At 53.1% G+C, this 16,872-nt stretch carries 18 protein-coding genes; 9 read left to right on the top strand and 9 right to left on the bottom strand.

Annotated features, from left to right (window positions below; all coding sequences use genetic code 11):
• Positions 1 to 257: 257 nt before the first annotated feature.
• From EDF78_RS22315 to glpX, 3 genes are all read left to right on the top strand, one after another.
• Positions 258 to 1,106 (top strand): MIP/aquaporin family protein, encoded by an 849-nt coding sequence (locus tag EDF78_RS22315; protein ID WP_095924135.1) that lies wholly within the window; start codon positions 258 to 260, stop codon positions 1,104 to 1,106.
• A 45-nt stretch (positions 1,107 to 1,151) separates the two neighbouring features.
• The gene (gene glpK / locus EDF78_RS22310; RefSeq protein ID WP_095924134.1) at positions 1,152 to 2,675 is read left to right on the top strand and encodes a glycerol kinase GlpK; all 1,524 of its coding nucleotides are present in this window, start codon (positions 1,152 to 1,154) and stop codon (positions 2,673 to 2,675) included.
• 143 nt (positions 2,676 to 2,818) lie between these two features.
• Positions 2,819 to 3,829 (top strand): class II fructose-bisphosphatase, encoded by a 1,011-nt coding sequence (gene glpX, locus EDF78_RS22305; RefSeq protein ID WP_131693816.1) that lies wholly within the window; start codon positions 2,819 to 2,821, stop codon positions 3,827 to 3,829.
• 55 nt (positions 3,830 to 3,884) lie between these two features.
• On the opposite strand, the gene emrD is transcribed toward glpX, so the two are convergent.
• A complete protein-coding gene (gene emrD / locus EDF78_RS22300; RefSeq protein ID WP_095924132.1) occupies positions 3,885 to 5,078 on the bottom strand; it encodes a multidrug efflux MFS transporter EmrD in 1,194 nt (397 codons plus the stop codon).
• Between the two features lie 323 nt (positions 5,079 to 5,401).
• Here emrD and fpr point away from each other — a divergent pair, with 323 nt between their 5' ends.
• Positions 5,402 to 6,148, top strand: a complete 747-nt coding sequence (gene fpr / locus EDF78_RS22295; RefSeq protein WP_119823900.1) for a ferredoxin--NADP(+) reductase — start codon at positions 5,402 to 5,404, stop codon at positions 6,146 to 6,148.
• A 16-nt stretch (positions 6,149 to 6,164) separates the two neighbouring features.
• Here the strand turns inward: fpr and EDF78_RS22290 are convergent, their stop codons facing one another.
• Positions 6,165 to 6,587, bottom strand: coding sequence for a DUF805 domain-containing protein (locus tag EDF78_RS22290; protein WP_095924130.1), 423 nt, complete (start codon positions 6,585 to 6,587; stop codon positions 6,165 to 6,167).
• 158 nt (positions 6,588 to 6,745) lie between these two features.
• On the opposite strand from EDF78_RS22290, the gene EDF78_RS22285 reads away from it, so the two are divergent.
• Together EDF78_RS22285 and tpiA are read left to right on the top strand one after the other, a co-directional pair.
• Positions 6,746 to 7,354 (top strand): DUF1454 family protein, encoded by a 609-nt coding sequence (locus EDF78_RS22285; protein ID WP_095924129.1) that lies wholly within the window; start codon positions 6,746 to 6,748, stop codon positions 7,352 to 7,354.
• A 127-nt stretch (positions 7,355 to 7,481) separates the two neighbouring features.
• The gene (tpiA, locus tag EDF78_RS22280; RefSeq protein ID WP_104923984.1) at positions 7,482 to 8,249 is read left to right on the top strand and encodes a triose-phosphate isomerase; all 768 of its coding nucleotides are present in this window, start codon (positions 7,482 to 7,484) and stop codon (positions 8,247 to 8,249) included.
• Between the two features lie 65 nt (positions 8,250 to 8,314).
• On the opposite strand, the gene EDF78_RS22275 is transcribed toward tpiA, so the two are convergent.
• From EDF78_RS22275 to cpxP, 3 genes are all read right to left on the bottom strand, one after another.
• Positions 8,315 to 9,304, bottom strand: a complete 990-nt coding sequence (locus EDF78_RS22275; protein WP_095924127.1) for a sulfate ABC transporter substrate-binding protein — start codon at positions 9,302 to 9,304, stop codon at positions 8,315 to 8,317.
• Between the two features lie 187 nt (positions 9,305 to 9,491).
• Entirely contained in the window at positions 9,492 to 10,478 is a 987-nt protein-coding gene (gene pfkA / locus EDF78_RS22270; protein ID WP_119823908.1) for a 6-phosphofructokinase, read from the bottom strand.
• Positions 10,479 to 10,824: 346 nt separating this feature from the next.
• Positions 10,825 to 11,334, bottom strand: coding sequence for a cell-envelope stress modulator CpxP (gene cpxP / locus EDF78_RS22265; protein WP_095924125.1), 510 nt, complete (start codon positions 11,332 to 11,334; stop codon positions 10,825 to 10,827).
• Positions 11,335 to 11,486: 152 nt separating this feature from the next.
• Here cpxP and cpxR point away from each other — a divergent pair, with 152 nt between their 5' ends.
• From cpxR to trmL, 3 genes are read left to right on the top strand one after another with little or no spacing between them, the layout of a single operon-like run.
• Complete coding sequence (gene cpxR / locus EDF78_RS22260; RefSeq protein WP_013577597.1) at positions 11,487 to 12,188, top strand: envelope stress response regulator transcription factor CpxR; 702 nt, start codon at positions 11,487 to 11,489, stop codon at positions 12,186 to 12,188.
• Positions 12,185 to 13,555 carry an envelope stress sensor histidine kinase CpxA gene (gene cpxA / locus EDF78_RS22255; protein WP_095924124.1) on the top strand — a complete coding sequence of 457 codons (1,371 nt, stop codon included), beginning with the start codon at positions 12,185 to 12,187 and terminating at the stop codon, positions 13,553 to 13,555. The genes cpxR and cpxA overlap by 4 nt, the downstream gene beginning before the upstream one ends.
• 37 nt (positions 13,556 to 13,592) lie before the next feature.
• Complete coding sequence (gene trmL, locus EDF78_RS22250) at positions 13,593 to 14,066, top strand: tRNA (uridine(34)/cytosine(34)/5-carboxymethylaminomethyluridine(34)-2'-O)-methyltransferase TrmL (RefSeq protein WP_095924123.1); 474 nt, start codon at positions 13,593 to 13,595, stop codon at positions 14,064 to 14,066.
• A gap of 54 nt (positions 14,067 to 14,120) precedes the next feature.
• Here trmL and cysE read toward each other — a convergent pair whose 3' ends face one another.
• From cysE to grxC, 4 genes are all read right to left on the bottom strand, one after another.
• Positions 14,121 to 14,942 (bottom strand): serine O-acetyltransferase, encoded by an 822-nt coding sequence (gene cysE / locus EDF78_RS22245; protein ID WP_095924122.1) that lies wholly within the window; start codon positions 14,940 to 14,942, stop codon positions 14,121 to 14,123.
• Positions 14,943 to 15,029: 87 nt separating this feature from the next.
• The gene (gpsA, locus tag EDF78_RS22240; RefSeq protein WP_119823912.1) at positions 15,030 to 16,049 is read right to left on the bottom strand and encodes an NAD(P)H-dependent glycerol-3-phosphate dehydrogenase; all 1,020 of its coding nucleotides are present in this window, start codon (positions 16,047 to 16,049) and stop codon (positions 15,030 to 15,032) included.
• A complete protein-coding gene (gene secB, locus EDF78_RS22235; RefSeq protein WP_013577602.1) occupies positions 16,049 to 16,519 on the bottom strand; it encodes a protein-export chaperone SecB in 471 nt (156 codons plus the stop codon). Before secB ends, gpsA begins: the two co-directional genes overlap by 1 nt.
• Positions 16,520 to 16,583: 64 nt before the next feature.
• Positions 16,584 to 16,835, bottom strand: coding sequence for a glutaredoxin 3 (gene grxC / locus EDF78_RS22230; protein ID WP_013577603.1), 252 nt, complete (start codon positions 16,833 to 16,835; stop codon positions 16,584 to 16,586).
• Between the last annotated feature and the right edge of the window lie 37 nt (positions 16,836 to 16,872).

The following is a 16,872-nucleotide window of genomic DNA, read 5'->3' as shown; positions in this document are numbered from 1 at the left end:
TAAAAAGACAGGTTCGCTGAAAATGTTAAATCATGGACTTTTTGCGCTGCATCAAGTTCTGCCAATACGCGAAATCGCTCATTTTTATGACACAACACACAAATTTTGATTTCGCTATTTCTCGTTTATGCTCGTTAACGATAAATTCACATTACGTTCTCATTTAATGATGAACGCCAAAATCCGATTACGTTCACGTACGACATAACAGAAAAACTATAACTAACCATTAACATTATCCTTAGCAGGATCAAACTATGAGCCAAACCATGAGTTCCACATTAAAAGGTCAGTGCATCGCTGAGTTTCTGGGTACCGGGCTTATCATTTTCTTTGGTGCGGGCTGTGTCGCAGCAATGAAACTTGCCGGAGCTACCTTTGGTCAGTGGGAAATCAGTATCATCTGGGGTCTGGGCGTGGCAATGGCCATCTACCTGACTGCAGCCATTTCAGGTGCACACCTGAACCCGGCGGTGACCGTCGCACTTTGTCTGTTTGCAAACTTTGAAGGACGCAAAGTTCTGCCTTACATCATCGCGCAGGTCGCCGGAGCCTTCTGTGCCGCCGCACTGGTCTACGGCCTCTACTACAACCTGTTCTTCGATTTCGAGCAAAGCCACAACATGGTGCGCGGCAGCGTCGAAAGTCTGGATCTGGCCGGTATTTTCTCAACCTATCCAAACCCGCATATCAGCGTCTTGCAGGCGTTTCTGGTTGAAACCGTGATTACCGCCATTCTGATGGCGCTGATCCTTGGCCTGACCGATGATGGTAACGGTATTCCACGTGGCCCGCTGGCACCGCTGCTGATCGGTATCCTGATCGCCGTAATCGGTGCCTCCATGGGGCCGCTGACCGGATTCGCCCTGAACCCGGCCCGTGACTTCGGTCCGAAAGTGTTCGCTTTCTTTGCTGGCTGGGGCAAGGTTGCCTTCACCGGCGCACGCGATATCCCTTATTTCCTGGTGCCGATTTTTGGTCCGCTGCTCGGGGCTTCTCTGGGTGCCATCGCATATAAAGCGCTGATTGGTCGCCATCTGCCAAATCAGATTAATGAGCCGGTAGAAGAAAAAGCGTCTCAGCCATCCAAACAGCGTAAGGCCTGATCGGCTAAACTGTTCCACAGCTTACTCATTCGCAGGATGAATATTATGTCAGCAGATACGACTCACGAAAAAAAATACATTGTTGCACTCGACCAGGGTACAACCAGCTCACGCGCCGTAGTTCTGGATCACGATGCCAATATCGTCAGCGTGTCACAGCGCGAATTCACTCAGATCTACCCTAAATCGGGCTGGGTTGAGCACGACCCGATGGAAATCTGGTCATCGCAAAGCTCGGTGCTGGTGGAAGTGCTGGCGAAAGCCGACATTAACTCTGATCAGATCGCCGGTATCGGTATCACCAACCAGCGTGAAACCACCATCGTGTGGGAAAAAGAAACCGGCAAGCCAATCTATAACGCGATTGTCTGGCAATGCCGCCGTACTGCTGACATCTGTGAAAAGCTGAAAAAAGACGGTCTGGAAGAATACATCCGTCACAACACCGGTCTGGTGATTGACCCGTATTTCTCCGGCACCAAACTGAAGTGGATCCTTGACCACGTCGAAGGCTCCCGTGAGCGCGCCAAACGCGGCGAACTGCTGTTCGGGACGGTTGATACCTGGCTGGTCTGGAAAATGACGCAGGGACGTGTTCACGTGACGGATTACACCAACGCCTCACGTACCATGCTGTTTAACATCCATGATCTGCAATGGGATGACCGCATGCTGGAGGCGCTGGATATTCCGCGCGAAATGCTGCCGGAAGTCCGCCCTTCTTCTGAAATTTACGGCCAGACCAACATCGGTGGTAAAGGCGGTACGCGTATTCCGATCGCCGGTATCGCCGGTGACCAGCAGGCGGCGCTGTATGGTCAGCTGTGCGTACAACCGGGTATGGCGAAAAATACCTACGGCACCGGCTGCTTCCTGCTGATGAATACCGGTACCGAAGCGGTTGCCTCTAAAAACGGTCTGCTGACCACCATCGCCTGCGGTCCGCGCGGCGAAGTGAACTACGCACTGGAAGGTGCGGTGTTTGTCGGCGGTGCTTCCATCCAGTGGCTGCGCGATGAGCTGAAACTGATCAGCGACGCGACTGACTCCGAATATTTTGCCATGAAAGTGAAAGACACCAACGGCGTTTACGTGGTGCCAGCCTTTACCGGCCTTGGCGCCCCTTACTGGGACCCGTATGCCCGTGGCGCGATCTTCGGTCTGAGCCGTGGCGCGAACAGCAACCACATCATCCGCGCGACGCTGGAATCTATCGCTTATCAGACCCGTGACGTTCTGGATGCGATGCAGGCTGACTCCGGCGCACGCCTGCAGGCGCTGCGTGTGGATGGCGGTGCGGTGGCCAACAACTTCCTGATGCAATTCCAGTCAGACATTCTCGGCACCCGCGTTGAGCGCCCTGAAGTGCTGGAAGTCACCGCACTGGGTTCGGCTTACCTTGCCGGTCTGGCTGTCGGTTTCTGGAACGATCTGGAAGAAGTGCGCAGCAAAGCCACCATTGAACGTGAATTCCGCCCAAGCATTGAAACGACGGAACGTAATGTCCGCTATAAAGGCTGGCAAAAAGCGGTGGCACGCGTTCGCTCCTGGGAAGATCACGACGAGTAATCGCCGGATATTATCGCCAACACCTGTTTCTGAAACTCCCCATCCGGGGAGTTTTTTTATGCCCCTTTCCCGTTGTGCTAAAATCTGCGGCACAGATGAGCCTCGCCTCACCGACCTCTTTTTTTCTTTCTACAGGCTTTCCAATGAAACGTGAATTAGCAATCGAGTTCTCCCGCGTGACCGAAGCTGCCGCGCTGGCCGGTTATAAATGGCTGGGTCGTGGTGATAAAAACCTGGCCGATAACGCTGCCGTTCAGTCCATGCGCATCATGCTCAATAAGGTCGATATCGACGGCACTATCGTCATTGGCGAAGGGGAAATTGATGAAGCGCCGATGCTGTATATCGGTGAAAAAGTCGGGACCGGCAATGGCGATGCGGTGGATATCGCCGTCGACCCGATTGAAGGCACGCGCATGACCGCCATGGGCCAGTCCAACGCGCTGGCTGTGCTGGCGGTTGGCGACCAGGGTTCGTTCCTCAATGCTCCCGACATGTACATGGAAAAAATCGCCGTCGGGCCGGGCGCAAAAGGGGCTATCGATCTGAATCTGACGCTGGCAGAGAATCTGGCGAATATCGCCAACGCGCTGGGTAAACCGCTGACCGAGCTGACCGTCGCCGTTTTAGCGAAACCACGTCATGACGACGCCATCCGCGAAATGCTGGCATCCGGCGTGCGTGTGTTTGCGTTCCCTGACGGTGACGTGGCGGCAACCATTCTGACCTGTATGCCGGAAAGCGAAGTGGATGTGCTGTATGGCATTGGCGGCGCACCGGAAGGCGTGATTTCTGCGGCAGTGATCCGCGCGCTGGATGGCGATATGCAGGGGCGTTTACTGGCGCGTCATGACGTGAAAGGCGATACGCCGGAAAATCGTCGTATCGGTGAAGAAGAACTGGCGCGTTGCCAGGCGATGGGGATTGAAGCCGGTAAAGTGTTGCTGCTGGATGATATGGCGCGTAACGATAACGTGATTTTCTCCGCGACCGGCATTACCAAAGGTGATCTGCTGGAAGGCATCAGCCGCAAGGGAAATATGGCGACCACCGAAACGCTGCTGATCCGCGGTAAATCCCGCACGATCCGTCGCATCCGCTCGACGCATTACCTCGACCGCAAAGACGCGGCGCTGCACGAATTTATTATCTAAACCTCAGCTTCCGGTCATCAAAAAGCAGGGCCATTCGCGCCCTGCTTTTGCATGATCAGGCCGTATGCCCTTCATGCTGACTGCGGTTCGACATCGGTAGCCAGCACAATAAAATCAGCACCGCCATGGCGAACATCAGTAATCCCAGACTGAACTGACCGGTTTGCGGCAACATGGCCGACATCCACGCCACCAGTCCGGAGCCCATATTCTGCAATCCCCCGACCAGCGCACCCGCTGCACCCGCCAGATACGGGAAAGGCTCCATCGCACCGGTCGTCGCCAGCGGGAACAACATGCCTGCGCCGAAGAAGAACAACGATGCAGGAACAATCAGCGTCCAGATATTCATCACGCCCAGCCAGCCGGGGATCCACATCGCCAGACCGGCGAGCAGGCAACTGATCACCGAATGCCACATCAGTTGCTGGAAGCTTTTCTCCGTGCGACCGGCGTACCATGCGCCAAAGAACGCCGCCGGAATGGGCAGGATAAACAGCACGCTGACCATCACGCCGCTCAGGCCAAGCACGCCGCCCATCAGCACGCCACAGCTGGCTTCAAATACCGCTACGCCAGCCAGTGCGCCAACCAGCATCACCAGATAACGGCTGAAGTTGGCATCAGCCAGCAATAAACGCAGGCTGCCCAGCATCCTGCGCGGCGGATGATCGGCGGTGAATTCAGGACGGGTTTCCGGCAGCCAGCGGTACATCGAGAACGCCACGCCCGCGCACAGGATTAACAGGAAACCGAAACTGGCTCGCCAGCCCAGCCATGCGGACAACGCACCGCCAATCACCGGCGCCAGCAGCGGACTGACCAGAATGCCCATGTTCAGCAGGCTGTTGGCATGGCGCAACGCGCCGCCGCTGTATAAATCACGCGGCATGGTTCTCGCCATTACGCCCGCCACACCGGTGCCCAGCCCCTGAATGGCCGCAAAGGCAATCAGCATCGTCAGGCTGGTGGACATCATCGCGCCCGCCGCCCCTATCAGGAAAATCATCAGGCCGGTGAGGATCACCGGTTTGCGGCCAATGTTATCGGAAAGCGGGCCATAGACCAGCTGTGAGCCGCCGTAGGTCAGCAGATACGCGGCCATCACCCGCTGCACAGCGCCCGGTTTTACGGCCAGGCTGGCCGCCATATCGGCGATATTCGGCACGTAAATGGTTTGCGCCATTTGCCCGACAGCCACCAGCAAAATGAGCATGATAAGCAGGTGAATGTTTTCCAGATTTTTCATTTTTCAGTTCATTATCAGATAAGGTTGGAAAAGTGCAGAACAAATAACCAGTAAATTCAGCCGGACTGCGGCGGCGCATAAGTTAACAAATTAAGATGAATAAGCGAGTATTGCGGGAAACTCTTCTGAACCTTTGCTGGCAGCGGCGGGAACCACATCTGTAACGCTGGGTGTACGGAAATCGATACTGGCTAACGGGTCATGAACAGGCTGATAACATTTAACCGATACGGGATCCGAAAAATTTGAAATAAAATCAGGACATAATTTCGCACTGCATATTTTGCACGACATGAAGAAACCAGAAACCACGGGAGTTTTTTATGGCTGAATGGGTGACAGGAAAAGTCAAAAAAGTTGAGCACTGGACAGAGAATTTGTTCAGCATCACCGTCAATGCGCCCGTCGATCCTTTTACCGCAGGCCAGTTCGCCAAACTTTCGCTGGATATTGACGGTGAGCGGGTGCAACGCGCGTATTCTTATGTAAACCCGCCATCCAGCGGTGAGCTGGAGTTTTATCTGGTGAATGTGCCGGAAGGAAAACTCAGCCCGCGCCTGCATGTGATGCAGCCCGGCGACGAGATGACTATCACCAAAGAAGCCGCCGGATTTTTCGTGATTGAAGAAGTGCCTGAATGCGACACCCTGTGGATGCTGGCAACCGGCACGGCTATCGGGCCGTATCTGTCAATTTTGCAGGAAGGAAAAGGGCTGGAGCGGTTCAAAAATATCGTTCTGGTTCACGCTGCACGTTTCGCAGCTGACCTGAGTTATCTGCCACTCATGCAACAGCTTCAGCGTCGCTATGAAGGCAAATTACATATTCAGACCGTGGTCAGCCGCGAGGAAATTTCCGGCTCCCTGACAGGCCGTGTTCCGGCTCTGATTGAAAGCGGCGCGCTGGAAGAGGCTGTCGGTCTGAAGATGCTGGCTGAAGACAGCCACGTCATGCTGTGCGGCAACCCGCAAATGGTTCGCGATACCCAGCAGGTACTGAAAGACACACGGGGTATGCGCAAACACCTGAAACGTAAACCGGGCCATATGACCAGCGAGCATTACTGGTAAGCCTGTACATAAAAAATCAGCGGAATTTCACCTCGTCCGGCTCCGGGCCAAAACGATTTGTGCCCGGCGTGCCGACAAAAGCGCCGCAGTCGATCAGCAACATGATGAAAATGACTGAAGGTGCCAGACGTCCGAGAACCCAGCTCCACATCTGTGGCATCGCCGCCGCCCAGTTCCCGGCAACCAGCATCCACGCCAATACAAACAGCAGCGCCCACCAGGCGGATTTATTACGGTCATGTAATCTTTTCACCAGCACCGCAGCCGTCGGCCACAGTAACACCACCAGCGCGAAACCGGCGGACTGATAGGTAATCCATTCCTGTGCGGCAAAAAAGAAATCAGCCACCATCAGAATCAGCCAGCTGACCATCCAGAGCCAGAAATCGCGGCGGCCCAGGCGGCCGTTAAAAGAAAACAGTGCATGCTGTAACGTCATTGGCAGTCGGTTCCGTCAAATACAATGGGAGTAAATTGTTAAAACAGGCGGAGTGTAACCTACCGGCAGAGGCGACGAGAATCTTTACGCACTCCTTTTGACATTACCCCCCGTTCCCCGCTTTAATCGGACAGTTGAATCAAAATAAGACACGCCCTATGACTGTTGCTCAATCCTTATTACGCCTGACGCTGTCCGCGTTAATCCTGCTCGCTGGCCAGAACATCGCGCTGGCCGATCCGCCGGCTGACCATGCCGGCACCGAAGAGATGCCAAAAGCCCCTTACCTGCTGGCCGGTGCGCCGACATTTGAAACGACGCTGATCAATTTCCGCGCGAAATACAATGAGGCCAATCCGACCCAGCAGATTGGCGAGTTCCGCGCGATCAGCGATAAATCTGCGAACAGTTCCCTGACCCGCGCCGCCAGCAAGATTAATGAAAATCTGTATGCCTCGACCGCGCTGGAAAAAGGCACCGGGAAAATCAAAACGCTGCAAATCACCTATCTGCCGATTCAGGGCGCAGAAGAAAAAGCGGCCCGCACGCTGGCAATCAGCTATATGGCAAACCTGATGCGTCAGTTCGATGCCACCCTGACCACCGAACAAAGCGTGGCGAGAGTCGCTTCTTTGATCGAGAAAGGTAAAGGTCAGCAGTTTTATAAGCAGGAAGTGGGCGCGGTACGTTTTGTGATTTCAGACAATGGCGAAAAAGGTCTGACATTCGCCGTTGAGCCGGTCAAGCTGGCGCTCGCCGAGCCGTGAGATGACGGTTTTTAATGACAAAAAGCAAAGCCTTTATGGTCAATGATCTCTATACTGTTGCACAGGTAATCTGCTTGTTTGGCAGAAATTTTAATCGACACTCGCGTCCCCTTTTGGAGGAAAAAACATGCGACATCCATTAGTGATGGGTAACTGGAAGCTTAACGGCAGCACCCACATGGTTAACGAACTGATTGCTGCTCTGCGTACTGAACTGAGCACAGTTGTAGGTTGTGGCGTTGCGATTGCTCCACCAGAAGTTTACCTGTCACAGGCTAAACACGCTCTGGCTGGCAGCCGTATCGCGCTGGGTGCTCAGAACGTTGATGCTAACCTGTCCGGCGCATTCACCGGTGAAATCTCTGCCGACATGCTGAAAGATATCGGTGCGAAATACATCATCATCGGTCACTCAGAACGCCGTACTTACCACAAAGAAAGCGACGAGTTCATCGCGAAGAAATTCGGCGTGCTGAAAGAAGCTGGCCTGATCCCGGTTCTGTGCATCGGTGAAACCGAAGCAGAAAACGAAGCTGGCAAAACAGAAGCCGTTTGCGCTAAACAACTGGATGCCGTGCTGAACACGCTGGGTGCGAAAGCATTCGAAGGCGCAGTCATCGCTTACGAACCTGTTTGGGCGATCGGTACCGGCAAATCTGCCACGCCTGCACAGGCTCAGGCCGTTCACAAATTCATCCGTGACCACATCGCGAAACAAGATGCTGCGGTTGCTGAACAAGTGATCATCCAGTACGGCGGTTCCGTTAACGCGGCTAACGCTGCTGAGCTGTTCACCCAGCCAGACATCGATGGCGCACTGGTTGGCGGCGCATCACTGAAAGCTGATGCTTTCGCAGTGATCGTGAAAGCTGCTGCTGAAGCTAAACAAGCGTAAGCCTGTTTCTTCTGCGCATAAAAAACCCCGGCACGCCGGGGTTTTTTATTGTCTGGAAAACAGTCTTAACGTTTGCTGATTTGGTCAAAGATACCGTCGGTCGCGAAATGGTCTTTCTGTGCCTGTGCCCAGGTACCGGCCACCTGATCAATGGTGAACAGTTTAACTTTCGGGAATTCAGACGCGAATTTTTTCTCGATTTCAGCATCACGCGGACGGTAATAGTTTTCTGCCGCAATCGTCTGGCCTTCCGGTGAATAAAGGTATTTCAGATAGGCATCGGCCACCGTGCGGGTGTCACGCTTATCGACAACCTTATCGACCACAGAAACCGTTGGCTCCGCCAGAATCGATTCGCTTGGCGTCACGATTTCAAACTTATCTTTACCGACTTCTTTCGTCGCCAGCAGCGCCTCGTTTTCCCACGCAATCAGCACATCACCGATGCCGCGTTCAACGAAAGTATTGGTTGCGCCACGTGCGCCGGAATCCAGCACTTCGACGTTTTTGTACAATGCTTTCACGAAATCCTGAGCCTTCGCTTTGTCATTGTTGTTGTGATGCAGGGCATAACCCCAGGCCGCCAGATAGTTCCAGCGCGCACCGCCGGAAGTTTTAGGGTTCGGTGTAATCACCGACACGCCCGGTTTAATCAAATCATTCCAGTCGTGAATTTGTTTCGGATTGCCTTTACGTACCAGGAACACAATGGTGGATGTGTAAGGCGCAGAGTTATCCGGCAGACGGGTGATCCAGTTCTTATCGATACGGCCACGTTCAGCAATAGCATCAACGTCATAAGCCAGCGCCAGCGTCACCACATCCGCTTCGATGCCGTTGATAACCGATGTTGCCTGTTTACCGGAGCCACCATGCGACTGGCGAACGGTGACGGTATCGCCGGTTTTACCCTGCCAGTATTTGCTGAACGCTTTGTTGTATTGCTCATAGAACTCACGGGTGGGATCGTATGACACGTTCAGAATCTGAATATCTTTGGCAATTGCTCCCGTTGCCACTAACAGTAATCCCAAACCTGCAGCCCATTTACGCATCGCACTTTCTCCCGAAAATAGTTTCTATGGATTTCATTTATTTGTTCGATAAAGAGAGCCTGCCAGATAAAAATGAAACACATAAAGAATAAAAGGTTTTTTTCTATTACTTTCTGGAATAACCAAAAGCGAGGCGAAAAAAAACCTCCCGTAAAAGGAGGTTCTTATCGGAGCGTAACAAACTGTATCAGAACAGTTTTTTCGCCGTGTCGTACCAGTCTTCTTTGAATTTACTTTTCTTATTCTCTGGCGCGATACAAATCGAGATTAATTCGTGAACCATTTTCTCGTTTTCAACACCGACGCAGAAACCGCCCTGAGAATAGTCACGATCTTCTTCCAGCAGCAGATCCACCGCGTAAGCCCCCATGCGGGAAGCCAGAATGCGGTCGTAAGCCACCGGCGCACCGCCACGCTGAATATGGCCTAATACGGTGCCACGGGTTTCGCGGCAGGTTTCTTTCTCGATGTATTTGGCCAGCTCTTCGATGTTGTCTAACTTTTCAGTGATGGCAACGATCGCGTGTTTTTTGCCTTTCGCGATACCGGCTTTGATTTCAGCAACCAGATCATCACGTTTGAATTCCACTTCAGGGATAGCGATAAATTCGCAACCACCGGCAATGGCCGCTGCCAGCGTCAAATCGCCACAATAGCGGCCCATCACTTCAACGATAGAAATACGCTGGTGTGAAGAAGAGGTGTCACGCAGACGGTCAATCGCTTCAACCACGGTGCCCAGCGCCGTGAAGAAGCCGATGGTGTAGTCAGTACCCGCCACGTCGTTATCGATAGTGCCTGGCAGACCGATGCAACGGATACCGCCTTCTTTGGTCAGCAGGTCTGCACCTGCGTAAGAACCGTCACCCCCGATCACCACCAGGCCATCGATACCACGGTCTTTCATATTCTGCAGGGCGACTTTACGCATTTCCGGATCACGGAATTCAGGGAAACGCGCTGAACCCAGGAAAGTACCGCCACGGTTGATCATATCGGAGACGCTGTAGCGATCCAGTTTGCGCATGCGGTTTTCATACATGCCGAGGTAGCCATCTTCAATACCGTAGACTTCCAAATCTGCTGATAATGCGGAGCGGACAACGCCACGGATCGCAGCATTCATGCCTGGGGCATCGCCACCACTTGTCAGTACACCAATTTTTTTGATCATGACTACCTCTGAACTTGTAGATGCAATTTCTTAAGAATCTTGAGCCAGCCTGTTGGGCGAATTTTTCTTGTGCAGCCAAAAGGGCTTACTAGCGTTTGAGCCTATAGTATAACAAAACACCGGTGCTGAATTGATTCAAGTCAGCAAGAATACGCTTACACCGCTCTGTACTTCGCAATTTACTGATTCATACGGCTTTTACAAGATATTTCCAGATCGTTACGCGCAGATTTCCACCTTGTTAATTTCAAGTTTAAAACACAATCCCAAATTACAGACAAAAAAAACCCCACCATACGGTGGGGGAAGACAGGGATGGTGTCTATGGCAAGGAAAAACAGGGATCTTACTCGGTCGTGCTGGTACTACTCGTCTTCTGGGCAGAAGAGGGTTGTAAGCCAGATAACTGCATTTGCATCTCTTTCATGCGTTGCTCATGTTTCTGGTTTAATACGTTTTTTTGCTCAGGTGTCAGCAGATTAAACATCTGGTTGCGGATGCGGGCCATTTCAACCTGGCGATCCACTTGCTCCTGAGCCATTAACTCGGCTTGTGCGCGAACTGCGGCCTGATCAAACTTTTCGGCGGTGACCAGCCTGTGCATCGTTTCTATCTGTTCTACATTTACATGAGGCAGATCTTTACGAGCCTGATGCATCAGGTCACGCATTTGCTGGCGCTGCTGCTCAGTGAGATTTACACCATCAAACATGGTGTTGCGTTCCTGAGGCTTGTCCAACATCGTGCTATCATGTTCTGCTGGCATCGCCGACACTGGTTTTGCGCCATCTGCTAAAACGACACCTGAACTCAGCGTCAGAAGCGTGGCTAAACCGAATGAAGCTGCCTTAAACATCACATACTCCTAAAGTCTTTATCGCTGCATCGCGAATCATTGAAAAGCAGTCTAAACCTGCTGCTGCAAACAAGCGTCAGTGCTTGTAAAAGTACGTAAAGTCATGGAATAGCGGCAATTGATGACGTATTTTGCGTCTAGAGGTAAATACAATGAATAAAATTTTGTTGGTTGATGACGACCGTGAACTGACTTCACTTTTGAAAGAATTGCTCGAAATGGAAGGCTTTAATGTTGTGGTGGCTTACGACGGTGAGCAGGCATTAGAGAAAATCGATAATACCATCGACCTTCTGTTGCTTGACGTGATGATGCCGAAGAAAAACGGCATTGAAACCCTTAAAGAATTGCGCCAGCGTCACCAGACGCCAGTGATTATGTTAACCGCTCGCGGCAGTGAACTGGATCGCGTTCTCGGCCTCGAACTGGGTGCGGATGACTATCTGCCAAAACCGTTTAATGACCGCGAACTGGTGGCCCGCATCCGGGCAATGTTGCGCCGTTCCAACTGGAGCGAACAACAGCAAACCAATGAAAATAATGGCTCACCGACGCTGGAAGTGGACGGGTTGCAGCTGAACCCGGGACGCCAGGAAGCCAGTTTTAACGGCGAAGCGCTGGATTTAACCGGCACTGAATTTACCCTGTTGTATTTACTGGCAAAACATCTCGGACAGGTCGTTTCCCGCGAACATCTGAGTCAGGAAGTGCTGGGTAAACGTCTGACGCCATTTGACCGCGCCATTGATATGCATATCTCCAATTTACGCCGTAAATTGCCCGATCGTCAGGACGGACATCCGTGGTTTAAAACCTTGCGCGGACGCGGTTATCTGATGGTTTCTGCTTCATGATAAACAGCCTTACGGCACGAATTTTTGCCATTTTCTGGTTCACATTAGCCCTGGTGCTGATGCTGGTATTGATGGTGCCGAAACTCGATTCACGCCAGATTACGCCGTTGCTCGATAACGAACAGCGGCAAGGCCTGATGATTGAACAACACGTTGAAGCTGAGCTGGCGACCGATCCTGCCAATGATCTGATGTGGTGGCGCAGGTTATTCCGTGCCATCGACAAATGGGCACCGCCGGGTCAGCGTCTGTTGCTGGTCACCAGCGAAGGCCGGGTGATCGGCGCACAGCGTAACGAAATGCAGATCGTGCGTAACTTTATCGGTCAGTCTGATAACTCAGATCGCCCGAAAAAGAAAAAGTATGGCCGCGTGGAAATGGTGGGGCCTTTCTCCGTACGTGACGGTGAAGATAACTACCAGCTGTACCTGATGCGTCCGGCCAGCAGCTCCCAGTCTGACTTTATCAACCTGATGTTCGACCGCCCCCTGCTGCTGTTAATCGTCACCATGCTCATCAGCGCCCCTCTGCTGCTGTGGCTGGCATGGAGTCTGGCGAAACCTGCACGTAAGCTGAAGAACGCCGCAGATGACGTTGCACGCGGTAATCTCAAGCAGCACCCAGAACTCGAAGCCGGCCCGCAGGAATTCCTCGCGACCGGTGCCAGTTTCAACCAGATGGTCAGCGCCCTCGAGCGGATGGTCACCGCACAGCAACGGCTGATTTCTGATATCTCCCACGAACTGCGTACACCGCTGACCCGTCTGCAGCTGGCAACCGCACTGATGAGACGTCGTCATGGCGAAGGGAAAGAATTGCAGCGCATCGAAAATGAGGCGCAGCGTCTCGATGGCATGATCAACGATCTGCTGGTGTTATCACGCAGCCAGCATAAAAATGAGTTATCACGCGAAACCCTGAAGGCCAACGAACTGTGGGCCGGGGTGATTGATGATGCGCAGTTTGAAGCCGAACAGATGGGCAAAACCCTTGAGGTGACATCGCCTCCTGGCCCATGGAAACTGATTGGTAATGCGGCGGCGCTCGACAGCGCACTGGAAAACATCGTGCGTAACGCCCTGCGTTATTCGCATCATCACATTGCGCTGAACTTCGCCCACGACAGTGAAGGGATCACCATCACCGTTGATGACGATGGCCCCGGCGTGAGTGAGGAAGATCGCGAACAGATTTTCCGTCCGTTCTATCGCACCGATGAAGCGCGTGACCGGGAATCCGGCGGCACAGGTCTCGGACTGGCAATCGTGGATACTGCCGTTCAGCAACACCGGGGCAGCGTTAAAGCTGAAGACAGCCCGCTGGGCGGCCTTCGTCTGATTATCTGGCTGCCGCTGCACCAGCGTTAAGTTTCTGCTATTCTGCGTCCCTCTATCAGGGGGACGCATGCTTAACATTGTTTTATTTGAACCAGAAATCCCGCCCAATACCGGCAATATTATCCGCCTGTGTGCCAACACCGGATGTCAGCTTCACCTCATCGAACCTTTAGGTTTCGGCTGGGACGATAAACGTCTGCGCCGTGCCGGACTCGATTACCATGAATTCGCTCATATCAAACACCACGCGAATTATGATGCCTTTCTCAGCAGCGAAAACCCGCAGCGTCTGTTTGCACTGACGACCAAAGGAACGCCCGCGCACAGCGCCGTCAGCTATCAGGATAACGACTTCCTGTTGTTCGGCCCTGAAACCCGCGGCTTACCGGCGTCTGTTCTGGACAACCTGCCAGCACAACAGAAAATCCGCATCCCTATGCGCGCAGAAAGCCGCAGCATGAATTTGTCGAATGCCGTTTCTGTGGTGGTGTATGAAGCCTGGCGCCAGCTGGGATATCCGGGCGCATTGCTGAAAGAATAGCGTAGAGAAAATGCAGAAGATGGCATGCAGAACCATGCCATCTTAAAAGGTCGGTCAGATACCGTCGCCGAATTCAAAACCCTGCGCAATACCGTTGAAATGCTGATCCATATCCATGGAAGGACGCTCGCTTTCCGGCCGCCCGACAATACGCGCGGGTACGCCCGCCGCAGTGGTATGCGCAGGCACTGATTGCAACACCACCGAACCCGCACCGATTTTTGCCCCAGCCCCCACTTCGATGTTGCCGAGGATTTTCGCACCGGCCCCAATCATCACGCCTTCACGGATTTTAGGGTGACGATCACCGCAGGTTTTGCCGGTACCGCCGAGGGTGACAGATTGCAGAATCGACACGTCATTTTCGACTACCGCCGTTTCACCGATGACAATCCCGGTGGCGTGGTCAAACATGATGCCGCAACCAATTCTCGCCGCCGGATGAATATCTACGCCGAATGACACAGAAATCTGATTCTGGAAATAAATCGCCAGCGCTTTGCGATCCTGCTTCCACAGCCAGTTACCGATACGGTATGCCTGCAGCGCATGGAAACCTTTCAGATACAGCAACGGGGTGGAATATTTGTCGACTGCCGCATCGCGCTGATGTACCGCCAGAATATCCCGGGCAGCAGAGAGGATCATTTGCTCGTCGTTGCGATAGGCTTCTTCAACCACTTCGCGAATCGCCATCGCAGGCATAATCGGGTTGCCCAGCTTGTTGGCCAGAATGTAGCTCAACGCGCCGCCCAACGTTTCGTGTTTAAGTAACGTCGCATGGAAAAAACTGGCCAGCATCGGTTCACACTCAGCCAGCGCTCGCGCCTCTGATTTGATGTTATTCCAGACCAGTTCTAATTCTTCTAGCGACATCACTTTTCCTTACGACTTTGCAAGTTCGGGTAATAAAAAGCCGCCCTGTCGGGAATACCAACAAGGTGGCTATGCTTCAGAGGCCTTTCAGTGGCTGTGTTTTTCGTCCTTGCTCGCACGGGCCAGCAAACTGATCGCTGCTTCACGCGCATCTTTACCGCAGTACAGCACCTGGTAAATCTGTTCCGTGATCGGCATTTCGACGTTGTTACGTTGCGCCAGCGCCCGTACTTCTTTCGTATTGCGATAACCTTCAACAACCTGGCCGATCGTGTCCTGAGCGGTCTGAACATCCTTGCCTTGCCCCAGCATAATACCAAAGCGACGGTTGCGGGACTGGTTGTCTGTGCAGGTTAACACCAAATCCCCCAGCCCTGCCATGCCCATAAAGGTGGCAGGATCCGCGCCTAACGCGGAACCCAGACGGGTCATTTCGGCCAGTCCGCGGGTGATCAATGCGGTTCTGGCGTTCGCACCGAAGCCGATACCATCGGACATCCCGGCACCAATCGCAATCACGTTTTTAATCGCTCCGCCCAGCTGAACGCCGATAAAATCGGGGTTGCTGTAAACGCGGAAGCTTTTGCCGCAATGCAGCAACTGCTGCAAATCTTCGGCGAAACGGGCATCGGTCGCGGCCAGAGAAATTGCCGTTGGCATGCCTGCCGCCAGTTCTTTGGCAAATGTCGGGCCGGAGACCACGGCTAACGGAATGGCATCGCCCAGCTCTTCACGGGCGACATCCTGCAACAACCGTCCGGTTTCGGCTTCCAGACCTTTCGTCGCCCACACCACGCGCGCATCCGGGCGTAAATGCGGTTTCAGCTGACGCAATACGTCGCCAAAGACGTGACTTGGCACCACAACCAGCACATTACGGCTGGCCGCCAGTGCGACAGAAAGATTGGCTTCGAGCAGCAGATTGTCGGGGAACGGGACATCAGGAAGGAATGCCTGATTACAACGGTCGCGTTGTAATTCGTTGATGTTATCGGGATTGTGTCCCCACAGCACAACGGGATGGCCATTTCTGGCAAGAGTAATCGCTAAAGCGGTGCCGTAAGATCCGGCACCGATAACAGTCATTGACGCATTGACGGTTTTCATCAGGCATCCTGATGCGGTTCGGCACCTTCGCCTTCAGCTTGCTGTTGCAGATAGTTCATGAACAGCGCGTCAAAGTTAACAGGTGCCAGGTTCAGTTGCGGGAAGGTACCGCGGGAAACCAGGCTGGTGATGCACTCACGGGCATACGGGAACAGAATGTTCGGGCAATATGCACCCAGGCAATGTGCCATCTGGTTGCCATCGATACCGGAGATAGTGAAGATACCGCCTTGCTGGACTTCGCACAGGAATGCGGTTTCGTCGCCCAGTGAAGAGGTCACCGTCACACGCAAGACGACTTCGTATACGCCTTCCGCCAGCTGGCTGGACGCCGTATCAAGATCCAGTTTAACTTCTGGTTGCCAGTCTTGCTGGAAAACCTGAGGCGCATTTGGCGCTTCAAAAGAGATGTCTTTGGTGTAGATACGTTGGATCTGGAAAGCCATCTCGGTGTTATTTTGTTCTGACATGTAAGTAGTACCCTCGGGTTAATAGTCCTTTTAAACGCTTAATGAAAAACCGCGGCCGCCTTGTTTAACCCAACATCGGGTCAAGGCCACCACGGGCATCAAGCGCATGTAAATCATCGCAACCGCCAACGTGCTGTCCATCGATAAAGATCTGAGGAACGGTTGAACGACCGCTGCGGGCGATCATTTTCTCACGTTTATCTGCGTCGCCATCGATAGCAATTTCATCGAATGAAGCCCCTTTGCTGTTGAGCAGGGCTTTCGCACGATGGCAGTAAGGGCAGGTTGCCTTGGTATAGATTTCAATTTTAGCCATGGGTTCCACCTCTGGATCTTATATTTTAGTGCCGTTG

Origin of the sequence: Rahnella sp. BIGb0236, from assembly GCF_004364755.1 — a bacterium.
In the GTDB taxonomy this organism is placed as follows: domain Bacteria; phylum Pseudomonadota; class Gammaproteobacteria; order Enterobacterales; family Enterobacteriaceae; genus Rahnella; species Rahnella victoriana.
Note: the sequence above shows the minus strand (reverse complement) of the source record. Positions and strands in the feature narration are given on the sequence as shown.